Annotated in this window: 15 protein-coding genes and 1 tRNA gene; 9 read left to right on the top strand and 7 right to left on the bottom strand. The window is 67.6% G+C overall.

Features of this window, described 5'->3' with window-relative positions:
• Positions 1-126 precede the first annotated feature (126 nt).
• The 3 genes from JHC57_RS15090 to JHC57_RS15080 form a co-directional block, all read right to left on the bottom strand.
• Entirely contained in the window at positions 127-1,398 is a 1,272-nt protein-coding gene (locus tag JHC57_RS15090; protein ID WP_294030965.1) for an efflux RND transporter periplasmic adaptor subunit, read from the bottom strand.
• Positions 1,399-1,855: 457 nt separating this feature from the next.
• Entirely contained in the window at positions 1,856-2,476 is a 621-nt protein-coding gene (locus JHC57_RS15085; protein ID WP_294030964.1) for a TetR/AcrR family transcriptional regulator, read from the bottom strand.
• A 50-nt stretch (positions 2,477-2,526) separates the two neighbouring features.
• Positions 2,527-2,907 (bottom strand): OsmC family protein, encoded by a 381-nt coding sequence (locus JHC57_RS15080; protein ID WP_294030963.1) that lies wholly within the window; start codon positions 2,905-2,907, stop codon positions 2,527-2,529.
• Between the two features lie 185 nt (positions 2,908-3,092).
• On the opposite strand from JHC57_RS15080, the gene JHC57_RS15075 reads away from it, so the two are divergent.
• The 5 genes from JHC57_RS15075 to JHC57_RS15055 are packed head-to-tail and all read left to right on the top strand — an operon-like array spanning position 3,093 to position 9,990.
• Positions 3,093-5,315 carry a TonB-dependent receptor gene (locus tag JHC57_RS15075; protein ID WP_294030962.1) on the top strand — a complete coding sequence of 741 codons (2,223 nt, stop codon included), beginning with the start codon at positions 3,093-3,095 and terminating at the stop codon, positions 5,313-5,315.
• A gap of 2 nt (positions 5,316-5,317) precedes the next feature.
• Positions 5,318-6,529, top strand: a complete 1,212-nt coding sequence (locus JHC57_RS15070) for a cytochrome P450 (RefSeq protein WP_294030960.1) — start codon at positions 5,318-5,320, stop codon at positions 6,527-6,529.
• On the top strand, positions 6,526-7,410 hold the full coding sequence (locus tag JHC57_RS15065) for an AraC family transcriptional regulator (RefSeq protein ID WP_294030959.1): 885 nt from the start codon (positions 6,526-6,528) through the stop codon (positions 7,408-7,410). The genes JHC57_RS15070 and JHC57_RS15065 overlap by 4 nt, the downstream gene beginning before the upstream one ends.
• Positions 7,411-7,422: 12 nt before the next feature.
• Positions 7,423-8,535 (top strand): NAD(P)-dependent alcohol dehydrogenase, encoded by a 1,113-nt coding sequence (locus JHC57_RS15060; RefSeq protein ID WP_294030958.1) that lies wholly within the window; start codon positions 7,423-7,425, stop codon positions 8,533-8,535.
• A 27-nt stretch (positions 8,536-8,562) separates the two neighbouring features.
• Complete coding sequence (locus JHC57_RS15055) at positions 8,563-9,990, top strand: aldehyde dehydrogenase family protein (RefSeq protein WP_294030956.1); 1,428 nt, start codon at positions 8,563-8,565, stop codon at positions 9,988-9,990.
• A gap of 289 nt (positions 9,991-10,279) precedes the next feature.
• On the opposite strand, the gene JHC57_RS15050 is transcribed toward JHC57_RS15055, so the two are convergent.
• A tRNA-Cys gene (locus JHC57_RS15050) sits at positions 10,280-10,353 on the bottom strand.
• 253 nt (positions 10,354-10,606) lie between these two features.
• Here JHC57_RS15050 and JHC57_RS15045 point away from each other — a divergent pair.
• The 3 genes from JHC57_RS15045 to JHC57_RS15035 all read left to right on the top strand — a co-directional run bounded on the left by JHC57_RS15045 (position 10,607) and on the right by JHC57_RS15035 (position 13,316).
• A complete protein-coding gene (locus JHC57_RS15045; RefSeq protein ID WP_294030954.1) occupies positions 10,607-11,269 on the top strand; it encodes a protein-L-isoaspartate O-methyltransferase in 663 nt (220 codons plus the stop codon).
• 37 nt (positions 11,270-11,306) lie between these two features.
• Complete coding sequence (locus JHC57_RS15040) at positions 11,307-12,800, top strand: TolC family outer membrane protein (protein WP_294030953.1); 1,494 nt, start codon at positions 11,307-11,309, stop codon at positions 12,798-12,800.
• Positions 12,801-12,878: 78 nt separating this feature from the next.
• Positions 12,879-13,316: a DUF2497 domain-containing protein gene (locus JHC57_RS15035; RefSeq protein ID WP_294030952.1), complete on the top strand. Its 438-nt coding sequence runs from the start codon at positions 12,879-12,881 to the stop codon at positions 13,314-13,316.
• Here the strand turns inward: JHC57_RS15035 and nudC are convergent.
• From nudC to JHC57_RS15020, 3 genes are read right to left on the bottom strand one after another with little or no spacing between them, the layout of a single operon-like run.
• Positions 13,313-14,182 (bottom strand): NAD(+) diphosphatase, encoded by an 870-nt coding sequence (gene nudC, locus JHC57_RS15030; RefSeq protein WP_294030951.1) that lies wholly within the window; start codon positions 14,180-14,182, stop codon positions 13,313-13,315. The two genes, JHC57_RS15035 and nudC, sit on opposite strands and share 4 nt — an antisense overlap.
• A complete protein-coding gene (locus JHC57_RS15025) occupies positions 14,182-15,468 on the bottom strand; it encodes a serine hydrolase (protein WP_294030950.1) in 1,287 nt (428 codons plus the stop codon). Before JHC57_RS15025 ends, nudC begins: the two co-directional genes overlap by 1 nt.
• Positions 15,465-16,496, bottom strand: coding sequence for an A/G-specific adenine glycosylase (locus JHC57_RS15020; protein ID WP_294030948.1), 1,032 nt, complete (start codon positions 16,494-16,496; stop codon positions 15,465-15,467). Before JHC57_RS15020 ends, JHC57_RS15025 begins: the two co-directional genes overlap by 4 nt.
• 47 nt (positions 16,497-16,543) lie before the next feature.
• Between JHC57_RS15020 and JHC57_RS15015 the strand changes: the two genes are divergently transcribed.
• Positions 16,544-16,866, top strand: a 323-nt coding sequence (locus tag JHC57_RS15015) for a DciA family protein (RefSeq protein WP_294030947.1), incomplete at its 3' end; no start/stop codon positions are given.

Raw genomic sequence — 16,866 nt, 5'->3', positions numbered from 1 at the left:
CTTGAAGGGAGGGGCAACGGACCCCGGACCGAATCCGGGACGAAATGGGGTGGGGCCATCGGGCTTGACGGGAGGTCGCGAAACCCCACCCCGGTCCCTCCCGCGGCGGGGAGGGACTAACTCAACTCATTTTGCGAATGTCGCCTGCGCCGACACCGGTTCGGTCATTGCGGCCGCAGCCGCTTTCGGTGCCGCAGCAACGATCTTGCCGGCCTTGGTCACCGCCTTGGTGCCGGGGCGGGCGAACTGGTAACCGTTGATGACAACGCGGTCGGTCGGGGTCAGGCCCGACCGGATGACGCGCAGGCCATCGACGTCGGGACCGATCTCGACCGGCTTCGCCGCGACCATGCCATCCTTGCCGACGACATAGACGATCTTGCGCGCCTGGTCGGTCTGCACCGCGGCGGCGGGAACCAGCAGCGCGCGCGCCGTCTGGCCCGTCGACAGGCGCATGTTGCCGAACATCCCGGGGGTCAGGAACATTTCGGGGTTGGCGAAGCTGGCGCGGGCGCGGATCGTGCCCGAGCGCGGATCGAGGCCGTTGTCGGTGAAGTCGAGCCGGCCCTTCCAGCGATAGTCGCCTTCATCCTGCAGGCGGACTTCGACCGCCGCTCCCTTGTCGCCGCCCTCGCGCTTGGTCTTGAGGAACAGCGCCTCCGAACCCTGGAAGGTGAAATAGACGGGGTCGAGCGCGTTGATCGTCGTGAGCAGCGTGCCGCCGGCGTCGCCCGCCGACACAAGGTTGCCCGCGTCGATCTGGCGGTCCGAGATGCGGCCGCTCAGCGGCGCGCGGACGGTGGTGAATTCGACGTCGAGCGCGCGCGCCGCGATGCGGGCGTCGGCGCCGGCGAGCGCCGCGTTGGCCGCGTTGACGCGGGCACGCAGCCGGTCGATCTCGCTCTGCGACACCGCCTCGATATCGACGAGACGGCCGGCGCGGTCGAGTTCGAGCCTTGCCAGCGCAAGGTCGCTGCGCGCGCTCGCCGCCGATGCGCGCGCTTCGGCGAGCGCGGCACGATAGGGACGCGGGTCGATGGTGAAGAGCGGCTGGCCCTGACGGACGATCTGGCCGTCGGTGAAGTGGATGCCGGTGATCGCACCCGAAACGCGCGGGCGCACCTCGACCGCCTTCGATGCCTCGAAGCGGCCGATATATTCGTCCCATAGCGTCACATCGCGCGCGATCGGCGCCGCGACGGTGAGCACGGGCGCGGGCGCAGCGGCGGCCGGCGGCGCGCCATCGCGGAGCAGCCACCAGGCGCCGATGACGAGGATGAGGAATGCGCCGATCCACGCGACGCGGCGGCCGCGCGCGGGATGCAGCAAGGTCCTGAGTTCGCGGCGGACCTTCGCGTCGGCGGGGTCGAGCTTTTCGATCGGAGTGTGGACGGTCATGGATATGCCCTCTTCTTTTGTTCGCTTCGGTCGCTTGCGCCCCGCGAGCGGGAGAGGGGCGCAGAAACCCGGCGCCGGAAGCGCGTGCTTCCGGCCGGTGTCATGATGGTCCTTGGTGCCAGAGGGCCCTCTTCGGAGAGGACGGCCACCCTGTCCCGCGCCACGCATCGTCTGCGCGCGCGGGGTCCCTGTTAAGCCTTGCGGACGAACGCCATCGGACGCCCGACCGGAACAGGACGCGTTCCCGGGATGCTATTCGGTGATGATGGATCCGGCCGCCACACGATCATGTCCTGCGGCGGCCGGCCCGGGGGGAGAGCCCTATCTTTGTATACTAGGTGGTATATAAGTCTTGCTGCGCTGCGTCAAGGCCATATTGTACCGGTCAGTAAAATAATTCTATCAGCGCATTTACAGAAAAAGTGGGTGCCGGTTTTTCGGCCGGAAATGCGCAGCTTTAACGCCCCGGCCACAACTTCAGGCTGGTTTCGACAAGCCGTTCGAGCTCTGCGCGTGTCGCACCCGCGCCCGCCTGCACCGACATGCCCTGATTGACCGCGGTCAGAAAGGCCGCGAGGCCTTCGGCGTCGGTGTCGGGCGGGAAATCGCCCTCCTCCTTCGCGCGCGCGAAGCGTTCGAGCATCGCGCGTTTCGCGACCGCGCCGCGCTCGAGAACGGCCCCGCGGATACATTCGGCTTCGGCGCCGCATGCGACCGAGGTGATCACGCCGAGGCAGCCGTTGGGATTTTCGGGACAGGTGTACATGTCGAGCGCGCCGTACATCAGCCGCTCGGCAACCCCGCGCGCGGTCGGCGCATCGAGCGCCGCGTGCATATAATCGAGCTTCTCGCGCTCATAGAGGTCGAGCGCCTTGTTGAAGAGCGCTTCCTTGTTGCCGAAGGCCGCGTACAAGCTCGGCTTGGTGATCCCCATCGCCTCGGTCAGGTCGGCCATCGACGCGCCCTCATAACCCTTCGACCAGAAGACGCGCAGCGCCGACGCCAGCGCCGCATCGACGCAGAATTCGCGCGGGCGACCCTTGTGCGGAGCGGAAGCAGGGACGGTTTCGATTTCCATAACGGCTGGTATATAAGTGGTGGATCGCAACTTGTCCAGTGGCGCTCCGGTCAGGCGAGCCGCGTGTCGATCGGCAAGCCGCCCTTCAGCGTCAGCGTCACCGGCGTCCGCTCGGCGATATCGGCGAGCCGCGCCATCTGCTCGTCGTCCAGTCCCGCGATCGTCAGCACGCGATCGATCCTGAGGCCGTCCCTGTTCAGCAATCGCAAGCCGACCTCGACCGATTCGAGCGGCCAGCCCTTGCGGTCGGCGTACATGCGCAGCGTGATGGCGGTACAGGCGCCAAGCCCCGCCAGCAGGAAGTCATAGGGTGCGGGTCCCGCATTCTTTCCGCCGAGCCCCGGCCCTTCGTCGCCGATCAGGTCATGGCCGCTTACATTGATCCCGGTGCGATAATGATCCTTGCCGATGCGCGCGATTCCGTGAGCCATAACGATTCCCTCTGCCGGTGAAGCGACCATCTCTATTGCGGGTTTCGCCAAAACGACAGGCCGCTTTTTCCGCGCAAGAAATGTCAAAACTCGTTGCAAGGCGCGCTAAAGCCATGACGCGCCCGCCGCCCTAGCCTTCATCCTCGACAGGGCTCGCAGAAGCCCCGGTTTTTGGGAGAAGGACTATGGCAGCTTTGCCCTTTGTGCGCGCCACGCTGGCTGCGCTCGCCGTTTCGGCCTCGACCTTGGCGATGGCGCAGGACGCACCGCCCCCGGCCGACATCGGCGCGAGCGACGGCGATATCGTCGTCACCGCGCAGCGCCGCGAACAATCGCTGCTCGATGTCCCGCTGGCGGTCACCGCGCTCGGCGGCGATACGCTCGCCGATCGCGGCATCACCAATTCGGCGCAGCTCGGCGACGCTGTTCCCAATCTCCAGATCAACAGCCCCTATGGCAATACGCAGCCGAACTTCTCGCTGCGCGGTATCGGGGTCGCGAACGAATATAACAGCAACCAGGCCTCGCCGGTCGGCGTCTATCTCGACGACGTCTATCTCGCGCCGCGCACCAGCCACGGCATGGGACTTTTCGACCTCGACCGCATCGAGGTGCTGCGCGGGCCGCAGGGAACCTTGTTCGGGCGCAACACCACCGGCGGCGCGATCAACTTCATCACGAAGAAGCCCGATCTGTCGGGAACGAACGGTTATCTGCAGGTCGGCTACGCCAATTTCGACACCTTCACCGCGCAGGGCGCCGCCGAGGCGACCCTCGCCGAAGACGTCGCAGGGCTTCGCCTCGCGGTGAATTATGCCAAGGGCGACGGGCAGATAAGGGATGTCTTTCCGGGCGGGCGCGATGCCGCGTCGGTCGACACGCTGCAGGGCCGCGCCTCGCTGCGCGTCAAGCCGGTCGAGACGCTCGATATCGTGCTGCGCGCCTATGCCGGGCGCGATCGCGGGACGCAGGCGGCGGTGCACGGTCTCGCCGATTTCCGCACCGGGCTCGGCTTCTTCGAGACGAACGAGAACCGGATCGGCAAGAACCGCACCGACGCGTGGGGCTTTTCGGCGAATATCGCACTCGAACTGACCGACACGCTCAGCCTGACCTCGATCACCAGCTACGACGGCGGCAAGCAGGATCTGCAGCAGGCGGCCGACGGCGCCCCGATCGACCTGCTCGATATCAACTGGCGCTCGAAATACCGCCAGTTCAGCCAGGAACTGCGCGCCAATTACGAGGGCGACGGGATCAATTTCGTCGGCGGGCTCTTCTATGGCTGGGACCGCAATATCACCGACAACACGTTCAACCTGCCGCTGCCGCCCGCGGGCGGCTTCTTCCAGCATTACCGGCAGGTGCGCAAAAGCTACGCCGTGTTCGGGCAGGCCGATATCGACCTTGCCGACCGGCTCGTGCTCACGCTCGGCGCGCGCTACACCAGGGACAAGTCGCGCTACGACGACGCCTTCGCGTATCTCTTTGTCGGCGGCGTCGACGATCCGCAGACCCCGCTCGCGACGACGGTGCCCTGCGCCGGGGTCGCGGGCACCTGCCCCTATGATCCCGCCGCGCGCTTCGCGCTCGCCGACACGAACAATGCGCTCACCGGCCGCGTGGCCTTGAGCTACACCTTTGACGACGGCCCGCTCGTCTATGCGAGCTACAACCGCGGCTACCGCGCGGGGGCGGTCAACGGCGGCGGCTACACCTCGTCGAGCGGCATCGGCTATATCGAGCCCGAACGCGTCAACGCCTATGAAATCGGCATCAAGGGCCGCGCGGGCGGGCGCCTGCTGACCTATGCCGCCTCGGCCTTCTACTACGATTATTCGAACCAGCAGCTTCAGGATACCCGTGCCGGGCCCGTCTCCTTCCTCGTCAACGCGCCCTCGTCCGAAGTCTATGGTCTCGAGATCGAAACGACGCTGCGGCCCACCGACGGCTTCCGCATCGACGCCTCGCTCGGCTGGCTGCACTCGAAATACAAGGAGCTGACACTGCAGGGCGCCGATCTCTCCGGCAATTCGCTGCCCTTCGCGCCGAAACTCACCGCGCAACTCGGTTTCGAATGGGACGTCGCGGACGTCGCGGGCGGCACGATCACCTTTGCGCCCAACATGGCCTATTCGAGCCGCCAATATTTCTCGCCGTTCAATGACATCGACGCGCCCGGCACGCCGCAGATCAACAGCGAACTGCAGCAGGGCGCGAACGCCAAGGTCAATGCCTCGCTCAGCTGGTCGAACGACGCGCTGACCGTGCGCGCCTTCGCCAACAACATCTTCGAGCGCAAGACCTATGGCTATGGCCTCGATCTGCGCGGTGCGGGCTTCCCGTACAACTTCCTCGTGCCCGCCGCGCCGCGCACCTACGGCGTCAGCCTGCGCTACAGCTTCTGACGATGACCGACCTCAAGGACCCGGATCTTTACGTCGGCGGCATGCCCTATGCCGAACTCGCAGCGCTGCGCGCGGCGGGTTCGGTCCACTGGAACCCCGAGAGCGATGGCGCAGGATTCTGGGCGGTGCTGGGGTTCGACGACATCGTCAGCGTATCTCGGCAGGCCGATCTCTTTTCCTCGGCGCACGAGAATGGCGGACACCGCATCTTCAACGAGAATGAGGTCGGGCTGACCGGCGCGGGGGATGCGGCGATCGGCATCCCCTTCATCTCGCGCGACCCGCCCACGCACACCCGGTATCGCAAGTTCGTGATGCCCGCGCTGTCGCCGGCGCGGCTCGACGGGATCGAGGCGCGCATCGCCGAACGTGTCGGGCGGCTGTTCGCCGACGTGCCGCTGAACGAGACGGTCAATATCCTCCCGCTCCTCACCGTGCAGCTGCCCTTGCTGACGCTTGCCGAGTTGCTCGGCGTGCCGGCCGAGATGTGGCACGACCTTCACCGCTGGACCGACGCCTTCGTCGGCGAGGACGATCCCGATTTCCGCCAGTCGCCGCAAGCGATGCAGGCGGTGATGGGCGAATTCGTCGGCTTTGCTTCGGCGCTGTTCGACGAACGCCGCGCCAACCCCGGCCCCGATATCGCGTCCTTGCTCGCGAACACCGAAATCCACGGCCAGCCGGTGCCGCTTGGCGACTTCATCGGCAACCTGATCCTCGCGCTCGTCGGCGGCAACGAGACGACGCGCAATTCGATCAACCACAGCCTGATCGCCTTCGCGAACAACCCCGATCAATGGGACGCCATCCGCGCCGACCCCGGGCTGCTGCCGAATGCGGTGAAGGAGATGGTCCGCTATGCCAGCCCCGTGATCCATATGCGCCGCACCGCGACGCGCGATACCGAGCTCGGCGGCCAGACGATCCGCAAGGGCGACAAGGTCGTCGTCTTCTACCCCGCGGGCAATCGCGATCCGTCGGTCTTTGCCGATCCCGACGCCTTCGACATCGCGCGCCCGATCCGCCAGCATCTCGCCTTCGGCGCGGGCACGCACGTCTGCGTCGGCTCGCGCCTCGCCGAAATGCAATTGCGACTCGCCTTTACCGAGATGGCGCGTCATGTTCGGCGCATCGAAATCATGGGAGAGCCGGTCCGCGTGCGGTCGAACTTCATCAACGGCTTCAAGCGGCTCGATGTCAGGCTGACAGCGTGAAACAGGACAGCGTCTGGGATAACAAGGAGATCATCTGCGACGTCCTCGGCCGTGCGCCCGACGTCGAGATGGGGTCGTTCGGCGACGGCTGGTCGCTCTGCCGCTGGCGCCAGTTCGTCGGCAGCTACACCCTCCCCGCGCTGCCGCAGCCGATCTTCACCGTCCATGTCGCGGGCAAGCCGCAAGTGAAGACCTGGGACCGCGACGGCTGGACCGAGACCAGCTCGATCCCCGGCTGCGCGACGATCGTCCCTGCCGGCATGCCGACCGGCTGGCTCGTCGACGGCGAACTCGATGTCGTCACCTTGTCGATGTCGTCGGACGTGCTCGCGGGCCAGCCGCACGCCGAGCAGTTCAGCAAGATGCGCTTCGCTTTCGCCGATCCGCTCGGCGTCGCATTGACGCGCCAGATCCTGTCCGAACTTTATGCGCCGCAGGCCGAGGAGCGCACCGCCTATGTCGCGGCGATGGTCAATGCGCTGAAGGCGCATATCCTCTCGGGCCCGCCCGCACACGGCAATCCGACCGAGATTCCTGTCTCGGACTTCTCTGCCTACCGCCTCCACAAGATCATGAACGCCGTGCTCGCCAATCCCGCCGAGGAACATAGCCTCGAGGCGATGGCATCGGTCGCCGGGGTCACGCCGTCGCATTTCTGCCGCCTGTTCAAGAAGGCGACGGGCATCTCGCCGCACCAATATGTGATGAAGGCGCGGCTCGACCGCGCGCAGCAGATGCTCGTCCAGACCGACCTCAGTCTCGCCGCCCTGTCCGAGGCGACGGGCTTCACCAGCCAGAGCCATTTCAGCCGCGCCTTCCGCGCCTGGTTCGGCATGGCGCCGAGCGATTACCGCCAGCAGGAACGGCGCGGGCTGCACTGAACGGAGAATACAATGACCGAAGCGAAGGCGGCCGTGGTGCGCCAGCCCGGCGGCGATTTCACGATCGAGACGATCGCGGTCGAAGCGCCGCGCGCGGGCGAGGTGCGCGTGCGGATCGCCGGTGTCGGGCTTTGCCACACCGACCTCATTTTCCGCGACCAGTTCGCACCCTTCGCGCTGCCCGGCGTGCTCGGCCATGAGGGCGCGGGCGTGATCGAGGCGATCGGCGAGGGCGTCGACGGGCTCGCCGTCGGCGACGAAGTGGTCGTCGGCTTTTCGAGCTGCGGTGCATGCCCGCGCTGCGACGAGCATCTGCCGAGCTATTGCCAGAGCTTCGTGCCGCTGAACTATGCCGGGATGCGGCTCGACGACGGCTCGACCGCCTATACCAAGGACGGCGAACGCGTGACCTCGCACTTCTTCGGCCAGTCTTCCTTCTCGGCGCTCACCGTCACCCGCGCACGCAACGTGGTGAAGGTCGACACGTCGAAGGTCGCGCTCGAACTGCTCGGCCCGCTCGGCTGCGGCTTCCAGACCGGCGCGGGCGGGGTGATGAATTCGCTCGCCTGTCCGGCGGGGTCGAGCATCGCGATCTTCGGCGGCGGTCCGGTGGGTCTCGCCGCGGTGATGGGCGCGGTGATCCGGGGCTGCGCGACGATCATCCTCGTCGAGCCGGTCGCCGCACGCCGCGATATCGCGAAGGACCTTGGCGCAACGCATGTCATCGATCCGGCAGAGGCCGGCAACCTTGCCGAAGCCCTGCGCGCGATCGTCCCTGCCGGCCTCGACTTCGCCTTCGACACCAGCGGCGTCGTCCCGGTGATCGAAGCGGGGCTTGCCGCGCTCGGCAGCCATGGCGCGATCGGGCTCGTCGGCGTACCCGCGAAACCCGACGCCGCGATCAGCGTCAATATCGCCGCGCTGATGACCCCCGGCCACCGCATCATCGGTATCATCGAGGGCGACAGCGATCCGCAGACCTTCATCCCCGAACTGATCGCGCATCATGCCGCGGGGCGCTTTCCGTTCGACAGGCTGATCAGGACCTTCCCGCTCGCCGAGATCAACGCGGCGCTCGCCGCGCAGGCGCGCGGCGAGTGCATCAAGGTCGTACTGATACCCTGAAAATACCGACAAGGCTGGAGAGAGACGATGGATTTCGACCGCGACTATGCGATGCTGATCGGCGGCAAGCTCGAAGGCGGCAGCGCCCGCTTCGACATACTCAACCCCGCGACCGAGCAGGTCATCGGCAGCGCCCCCGATGCGACGCAGGCCGATCTCGACCGCGCCATCGCCGCCGCGCGTGCCGCTTTCCCCGGCTGGGCCGCCACCCCGATCGCCGAGCGCAAGGCGGCGCTGACCGCAATGGGCCAGGCGATCATGGCCAACGCCGATGCCTTCAAGCGCCTGCTCACCGCCGAACAGGGCAAGCCGCATGCCGAGGCCGAGGGCGAGGTCATGGGCGCCGGCTACTGGCTGACGGGCGCCGCGTCGCTCAACCTGCCGGTGACGGTCAACGAGGACAGCGCCGAACGGTACAGCGAGACGCGCCACGTCCCGCTCGGCGTCGTCGGCGCGATCGCGCCATGGAATTTCCCGCTGCTGCTCGCAATGTTCAAGGTCGGACCCGCGTTGCTTGCCGGGAACTCCATGGTGCTCAAACCCTCGCCCTTCACGCCGCTCACGACCCTGAAATTCGGCGAGCTGGTCAAGGACATGCTCCCGCCCGGCGTTCTCAACATCGTTTCGGGCGGCGACGCGCTCGGCCCGTGGATGACGAGCCATAAGGGCTTCGACAAGATCAGCTTCACCGGATCGACCGCGACCGGACGCCGCGTGATGGAATCGGCGGCCCCCACCCTGAAGCGCGTCACGCTCGAACTCGGCGGCAACGACGCCGCGATCGTCATGCCCGACGTCGACGTCGAAAAGGTCGCCGGGGAGCTGTTCTGGGCCGCCTTCCGCAACAACGGTCAGATCTGCATCGCGACCAAGCGCATGTACGTCCACGAGGACATCTACGAGCCGCTGAAGGAAGCGCTCGTCGCCTATGCTAAGACGGTCAAGGTCGGCGACGGGTCCGAACAGGGCACGCAGATCGGCCCGATCAACAACGAGGCGCAATACCGCCGCGTGCTCGACCTGATCCAGGATGCGAAAGACAGGGGCTACAAGTTCCTCGTCGGGGGTGAGGCGGCGGAGGTGCCGGGCTATTTCATCCCCGTCACCATCCTCGACAATCCGCCCGAGGACAGCCGCATCGTGCAGGAGGAGCAGTTCGGCCCCGTGCTGCCGCTCATCCGGTTCGACGACTATGACGATGTCGTCGCGCGCGCCAACGCGACCGACTATGGCCTCGGCGGCTCGGTCTGGGGCACGGACGAGGACAAGGCCTTCGAGATCGCCCGGCGCATCGCGAGCGGAACGGTCTGGGTCAACGAAACCCAGCACCTGTCGCCGACCGCGGCATTCGGCGGGATGAAGCAGTCGGGTGTCGGCGTCGAGGGCGGGCTCGACGGCCTGCTCGAATATACCAACGCGCAGACGATCGTCCGGCGCAAACAAGTCGCCGCTTGAACGTCGGGCCGGAAAATCTACATTGAGGTCATCGTCAACAAGCGAAAGGAGGTGGTCGAATGTCTCATTGTCACACGCCGCATGCGGCAGAACCGAGCACGACCTTCCTCGCGGGGGTCCGGCTCTAGGCTGTCCGCGACAGGCACGACAATGGAAGGGCTGCTCCGAAAGGGGCAGCCCTTTGTCATTGTCCCGCGCAACGGCGAAGCCCCCGGATTTGCGTATGAAACCCGCGTAAGGGTGGCGCGATGCAAGGGGCATCCGCGTCGCCGTTTTTTGGTAAAATTGATGGAGGCCCGAGCCGGAATCGAACCGGCGTATACGGATTTGCAGTCCGCTGCGTCACCACTCCGCCATCGGGCCTCATGCCGATTAGCCGCGTCGATGCTGGACGGGCCGGGGTTGGACGGCGCCGCTAGTGAGGGGGTTTCGCCGCCTTGTCAAGGATTCGCCGGAGACGCGCTGCCCGGCAGGCGATGCGGGGTTGGCGGCACCCGCGTTGCCAGCTATGCGCGGCAACGCGCGGCGGCATGGCTGTATTATCATTGCAATACAGCACGGCTTCGGCTAAAGCGGCCCCGCACAGGTTCAAATTCCAGGGAATCGGAAAAAACTGATGGCGACGAAGTTTAGCGAAATCACGGCGGCGGAGATGCGCTCTGCCATGATCGACAGCCAGCTGAGGACGAACGACGTTACCGACCCTGCCGTCGTCGGCGCGATGGCCGCCGTGCCGCGCGAGGCCCATGTGCCCGCCGCGCTCGCGGGCGTCGCCTACACCGACCGCGCGATTTCGCTCGGTTCGGGCCGCGCGCTCAATGCGCCGCTCGTCACCGGCCGCATGCTCGTTGCGGCAGCGATCCGTCCCGGCATGCGCGTGCTGCTGGTCGGCAGCGCGACCGGCTACGCCGCGGCGCTTCTCGCCGCGCTCGGCGCCGAGGTTCACGCCGTCGAAGAACAGTCCGATCTGATGGCGGCCGCCAAAGCCGCCGCGGCGAGCGACAAGATCCACTGGGTCGATGGCCCGCTCGCGGCCGGCGCGCCCGATGCCGCGCCGTTCGACCGCATCATCGTCGAAGGCGCGATCGAAACGCTTCCCGACACGCTCGTCGCGCAGCTCGCGGAGGGCGGCCGCCTGATCGCCGCGCGCCGCGACGGCACGGTCACGCGGCTGGTCGAGGGGGTGAAGGTCGGCGGCACGGTCGCGCTGCGCAGCTTTGCAGACATGGACGTCGCGCCGCTCCCCGGCTTTGCCGTACCGGCAGGCTTCCAGTTCTAAAAAGCCGTATCCCTCCTTGTTTCAGGCTGACACCGCGATGATCGATACCAACAAGAAACAGACTCTTCGTCGTGCCCGCTGGCTTGCCGGCCTCGCCGCAAGCGCATTGATGCTGCCGGCGGCGGCGCAGGCCGAAACGCTGCAGGGCGCGCTCGCCAAGGCCTATGAGAACAATCCGACGTTGAGCGCCGCGCGCGCCGGGCAACGCGCCAACGACGAAAATGTGCCGATCCAGAAAAGCTACGGCCTTCCCGATATCGGCACGCAGGCGAGCTATGACGAAAATGTCATCGTTCCCGGCAACAGCTTCAACGCGCCGGCGCGCTCGCTCAGCGCGGGCGGCCAGTTGACCGTCCCGCTCTATCAGGGCGGCGCGGTGCGCAATGCGGTCCGCGCCGCGAAATATCGCGTCGAGGCGGGGCAGGCCGACCTCCGCGCGACCGAGGCGAGCGTGTTTTCGCAGGTGGTCGGCGCCTATATGGACGTCATCCGCGATCAGGCGATCGTCCAGCTCAACCAGAAGAATGTGTCGGTCCTGCGCACCAATTTGCAGGCGACGAGCGACCGGTTCGAAATCGGCGACCTCACGCGGACCGACGTCGCCCAGTCGGAGGCGCGGCTGGCGCTCGCCGAAGGCGACCTGCGGACTGCCGAAGCCAATCTGATCGCGAGCCGCGAGGGCTATATCCGCCTGGTCGGCGACGCCCCGGTCGACCTGCAGGCGCCGCCGCAGCTGCCGAACCTCCCCGCGACGGCCGAAGAGGCGGTCGCGATCTCGCTCAACAGCAATCCCGACATCGAAGCGGCGAATCAGCAGGTCAATGCGTCGAAGGCCGACATCGGCGCCGCCAAATCGACGCGCGCGCCCAAGGTCTCGGCGATCCTCAACGGCGGCTACAACAATTATCTCGGCTCGCTGAACAGCGGCGTCGAGGGCGTCGGCGTGCTCCAGGAAACGTCGAGCGCCGCGGCGGGCGTCCAGGTCACGCTGCCGATCTTCACCGGCGGCCGCCGCTCGGCGCAGGTCCGTCAGGCGCAATCGCGCAGCAGCCAGGCGATCGAGCAATATGTCGAGGTCGAGCGCGGCGTGATCGCGCAGACACGCGGCGCCTATGCCGCGTGGCAGGCGAACGAGCGGATCATCGCCGCGACGCAGCAGGCGGTCAGCGCCAACGCGCTCTCGCTCGAGGGCGTGCGCGCCGAAAACAGCGTCGGCACCCGCTCGATCCTCGATATATTGAACGCCGAGCAGGAATATCTGAACACGCAGGTCCAGCTCGTCTCGGCGCAGCGCAACTCCTATGTCGCCGCCTTCTCGGTCCTCGCCGCCATGGGCAAGGCCGAAGCGCGCGACCTCGGCATCGAGGGCGGCGCGCTCTATGATCCCGAAGTCAATTACAGGCGCGTGAAGGGCGAGATGTGGGACTGGGCCGACGACCCGGCGCCGCAGCGGGTTGCGAACGACACGCGCGCCGTCCCGGCCGCGACCGCCGATGTTCCCGCCGGCCCGCCCTCGCTGTCGCCACAATAAGACTTGGCAAACTGAACCCCGAATCGGTAAGAGAGTCGTTAACCATCCGGTAATCGCGATGGTTTAGGGGGTTTGGTCATGGGCGATATGTCGCGGGAACCGTCGATGGAAGATATCTTGTCGTCGATTCGGCGCGTGATCGCGCGCGACGAGGCGCCGGGTTCGGCACGCGAGATTCGCGTCCCCGAAGCCGACGATATTCTCGACCTTCAGGATGAGGAGGATGCCGCCGTGGCGAAGGCGGAAGCCGACGCCCGGAAGCCGGCCGGGGATCTCGTCTCCGAAGCGAGCGCCGACGCCGCCCGCCAGTCGCTCGAAGCGCTGACCGCCGCCGTTGCACCCGCGGTTGCCGCTGCCACGGTCGCGGCTCCCGCCGTTGCCGGCCGCACGATGGAAGAGGTCGTCCTCGACGCGCTGCGCCCGATGCTCAAGGAATGGCTCGACGCCAACCTGCCGGCGCTGGTCGAAGCGATGGTCGCCAAGGAAATCAGCCGGATCACCGGCAAGCGGCTCTAACCCGCCCAATCCTCCAGCAGATAGCGCGCGATCGCGAGCGGCGGCGGCGCCATGAAGGGCGCGCCCATGTCGCCCGCGAGCGCGGCGCGAACCTCGGCGCGATCGACCCACATCGCCGCTTCGATCTCGGTCGTGTCGAGCGTCAGCGCCGGGTCCTTCGCGACCGCGCGGCACCCGATCATCAGCGACGACGGGAAAGGCCACGGCTGGCTCGCCACATAAGAGACGTCGGTGACATGGATGCCGGCTTCCTCGAACAATTCGCGCGCGACCGCCTCCTCGAGCGATTCGCCGGGTTCGACGAAGCCCGCGAGCGCCGAGAAGAAGCCCGGCGGAAAACCGCCCTGCCGCCCGACGAGCACGCGCCCTTCATATTCGGCGAGCATGATCACGACCGGATCGACGCGCGGGAAATGCTCGGCATTGCAGCTTCCGCATCGCCTCCCCCAGCCGCCGCGAAACAGGTCGGTCGCCGCTCCGCATACGGCGCAGAAGCGATGCCGCGCATGCCAGTCGACGAGGCTGCGCGCGCCGCCATAGAGCGCCGCCTCCTCGGTCGAGAGCAACGGCAAGAGCCGCATCACGGTGCGCGAACGCGCATCGACGCGCGCACCGGGCGCGGCTTCGCGAACGAAACGCGGCGCGCCCGCATCGTCGATGCCCAGCAGCATCAGCGCGCGGTCGTCGCGCGGATCGAGCGGCTCCCAGACGAGCCCGCCGCTCGGCCCCGGCACGAAATCGATCCCGTCGAGCGCGAGGCAGGTCGCCCGCGGATCCGCCGTCGCGGCGGCGAAGGCCTCCGCATTGGTGCGAAGCTGGTCGGCGCGGTCGAGCCGCGCGCCCGTAAAACCGAGCGGCAGCGGCATCAGCGCGCGACGTCCGTGAAGAAGGTCTCGCCGAATTTCGACTGAAAGGGCACCGCGTCGGACGGCATGATCTGCGTGTAGCCCGCGGCGCGATAGCCGAGCCCGCGGTGGACGAAACCGATCGTGCCGGCGGCGCCCGCCCAGCCGAAAATCCCTTCGCCGCCCGGCGAGGTCGGCAGCGACACGCGTCCGCCGGCGCCGAAGCCCTGCCCGTCGATGAACGTCCCCTTGCGCTCGACGCTGTCGGCGATGAGGTTCGACATCGCGAGCCGCGCTGTTTCGGGCTTCATCACGCGAACGCCGTCCGTCGCCCCTTCGCCGAGCAGCATCGCGAGGAAACGGTCGTAATCGCGCGCGCTCGAAACGAGCCCGCCGCCACCATAGGGAATCGGCGGCGCGTCGAGATAGATCGAACTCGTCGCGGGATCGATGGGCAGGAGCGCGGACCCCATCGGCGCATAGTTGGTCGTGAAGCGCCCTACATCGCCCGCCGCGACGCGAAAGCCCGTGCTCGCCATGCCGAGCGGGTCGAAGATGCGCGCCTTGAGGAAGGCGTCGAACGCCTGCCCCGACACGACCTCGATCACCCGGCCCATCAGGTCGAGCCCGACCGAATAGCTCCAGCGCGTTCCGGGCTCGTAGACGAGCGGAAGCGTCGCCAGCCGGTCGGCGAAGGCCGCGAGACTCGGCGCCGGAGGCGTGTTCGGAAGCCCCGGAATCGGCAGGCGGCTGACCTGCCCGCCGAAAATCCCTTCGCGATTATAGGCGTCACGGATCGGCCCCTTCTGGATGATGCCATAGCCGAGTCCCGCGGTGTGCGTGATCAGCTGCCGCACGGTGATCGGCCCTTTCGCGGGACGCACGTCGGTGATCGACCCGTCGGGCACATTCTGCACCTTCATGTTCGCGAAGGCGGGCAGGAAATCGGCGATCGGCTGGTCGAGCCCGATCTTGCCGTCCTCGATCAGCAGCATCGCCGCGATGCCCGTGACGGGCTTGGTCATCGAATAAAGGCGCCAGATCGTGTCGGGCCCGACCGGCGTCGCGCGGTCCAGCGACTGGACGCCGGCGCCGAAAAAAGCCGCATCCGCCTGCCCCCTGCCGATCGCGGCGAGCGTGCCGGCGAGTTCGCGGCGATCGACGAAGCCCTTTATGAACGCATCGGTCGCCGGGTAGAGCGCGCCGCCGTCGACCTTCCAGGCCAGCGCGGCGCGCGGCAGCAGCGCGCCCGCGCCCGCCAGCGCCATCCCGCCCATCAGCGCGCGGCGCGACACCATCATGTTCATGCGTCTCTCTCCAGCATCTTGTCGGTCAGTTTGCGATAGAGCGTCGGCAGCCCCGCGGCGTCAAGCTCCGCAATCGGCCACCACCGGCCTTCCGCTGCGGCATCGTGGGCTTCGGGGGGCGCCTTGCGTCTCACCAGCGTCAGCGTCAGGTCGAAATGGGTGAAGCCATGATCGACGCTCACCACCCCCGACTCGGACGGCGGCGCATCGGTCCAGTCGCCCCCGGGCAGCGCACGCATCCCGCCGAGCATGCCCTTGTCGGGCCGGCGGACGAGCCAGACCGCGCCGTCGCGCTCGATCCAGTGGGCCAGCCCGTAGCGATGCGGCTTCGCCTTTTTCGGCGGCTTGACGGGCAATCGTTCGATATCGGGGCGTCCGCGCGCGCGGCAATCGCCCATCACCGGGCAGATCGCGCACGCGGGCGAGCGCGGGGTGCAGATCGTCGCGCCGAGGTCCATCAGCGCCTGCGCGAAATCGCCCGGCCGGGCGCCGGGAACCAGCGGCGCCAGCGCGGCGCGAATCTCGCGCTTCGCCATCGGCAGCGGTGTCCCGATCAGCCGGTGGCGCGCGATCACGCGCTCGATATTGGCATCGACGACCACCGCCGCGCGACCGAAGGCGATCGCCGCGACCGCCGCCGCGGTATAGTCGCCGACCCCGGGAAGCGCGCGGAGACCCGCCTCGCTGTCCGGAAACGCGCCGCCATGGTCGCGGACCACCGCCCGCGCGCAGGCGAGCAGGTTGCGCGCGCGGGCGTAATAGCCAAGCCCCGCCCACGCCGCCATGACGTCGGCGTCGTCGGCCGCAGCCAAGTCGGCGACCGTCGGCCAGCGGCCGGTAAAGCGGGCGAAATAGCCCGCGACCGCCGCGACCGTCGTCTGCTGCAGCATGACTTCGGCGAGCCAGATTCGATAGGGATCGGGCGCCATATTGCTGCCCGGCGCGATCCGCCACGGCAGTACGCGCGCCGACCGGTCGTACCAGCCGAGCAGGCGGTTCGCGAAATCGCCGGCGGGGCTGTCTGGCATGTCGGAAGTCTGGACGCTCACCCCCCGCCTATGGCATGGCGCCGGCTATGACGAAAGACGCGGGACAGGACGGAAAGGCGAAGGCGGGGAAGGCCAGGCCGGCGGCGAAAGCCGCCAAGGCCCCGGCGCGCCCCTACGAACGCCCGCGCGGCGGCGAGGCGCGCGCGATTTCCGACCTCGTCCCCGAAATCGGCCGCACCGCCTTTCGCAAGTTCGGCTTCATCCAGTCGTCGGTGGTCAGCCGCTGGCGCGAGATCGTCGGCGACCGGCTCGCCGACGTCACCCAGCCCGCGATGATCCGCTTTCCCGCCGGGCAAAAGGCGGGCGGCACGCTGCACCTGACGATCAGCGGCGCGCACGCGCCGATGCT

It is taken from the genome of Sphingopyxis sp., assembly GCF_016463645.1.
Taxonomy (GTDB): domain Bacteria; phylum Pseudomonadota; class Alphaproteobacteria; order Sphingomonadales; family Sphingomonadaceae; genus Sphingopyxis.
Note: the sequence above shows the minus strand (reverse complement) of the source record. Positions and strands in the feature narration are given on the sequence as shown.

Excerpts from the sequence above, each read along its gene's own strand:
- JHC57_RS15090 (WP_294030965.1), bottom strand. The coding sequence starts at position 1,398 with ATGACCGTCCACACTCCGATCGAAAAGCTCGACCCCGCCGACGCGAAG.
- JHC57_RS15085 (WP_294030964.1), bottom strand. The coding sequence starts at position 2,476 with ATGGAAATCGAAACCGTCCCTGCTTCCGCTCCGCACAAGGGTCGCCCG.
- JHC57_RS15080 (WP_294030963.1), bottom strand. The coding sequence starts at position 2,907 with ATGGCTCACGGAATCGCGCGCATCGGCAAGGATCATTATCGCACCGGG.
- JHC57_RS15075 (WP_294030962.1), top strand. The coding sequence starts at position 3,093 with ATGGCAGCTTTGCCCTTTGTGCGCGCCACGCTGGCTGCGCTCGCCGTT.
- JHC57_RS15070 (WP_294030960.1), top strand. The coding sequence starts at position 5,318 with ATGACCGACCTCAAGGACCCGGATCTTTACGTCGGCGGCATGCCCTAT.
- JHC57_RS15060 (WP_294030958.1), top strand. The coding sequence starts at position 7,423 with ATGACCGAAGCGAAGGCGGCCGTGGTGCGCCAGCCCGGCGGCGATTTC.
- JHC57_RS15055 (WP_294030956.1), top strand. The coding sequence starts at position 8,563 with ATGGATTTCGACCGCGACTATGCGATGCTGATCGGCGGCAAGCTCGAA.
- JHC57_RS15045 (WP_294030954.1), top strand. The coding sequence starts at position 10,607 with ATGGCGACGAAGTTTAGCGAAATCACGGCGGCGGAGATGCGCTCTGCC.
- JHC57_RS15040 (WP_294030953.1), top strand. The coding sequence starts at position 11,307 with ATGATCGATACCAACAAGAAACAGACTCTTCGTCGTGCCCGCTGGCTT.
- JHC57_RS15035 (WP_294030952.1), top strand. The coding sequence starts at position 12,879 with ATGGGCGATATGTCGCGGGAACCGTCGATGGAAGATATCTTGTCGTCG.
- nudC (WP_294030951.1), bottom strand. The coding sequence starts at position 14,182 with ATGCCGCTGCCGCTCGGTTTTACGGGCGCGCGGCTCGACCGCGCCGAC.
- JHC57_RS15025 (WP_294030950.1), bottom strand. The coding sequence starts at position 15,468 with ATGAACATGATGGTGTCGCGCCGCGCGCTGATGGGCGGGATGGCGCTG.
- JHC57_RS15020 (WP_294030948.1), bottom strand. The coding sequence starts at position 16,496 with ATGCCAGACAGCCCCGCCGGCGATTTCGCGAACCGCCTGCTCGGCTGG.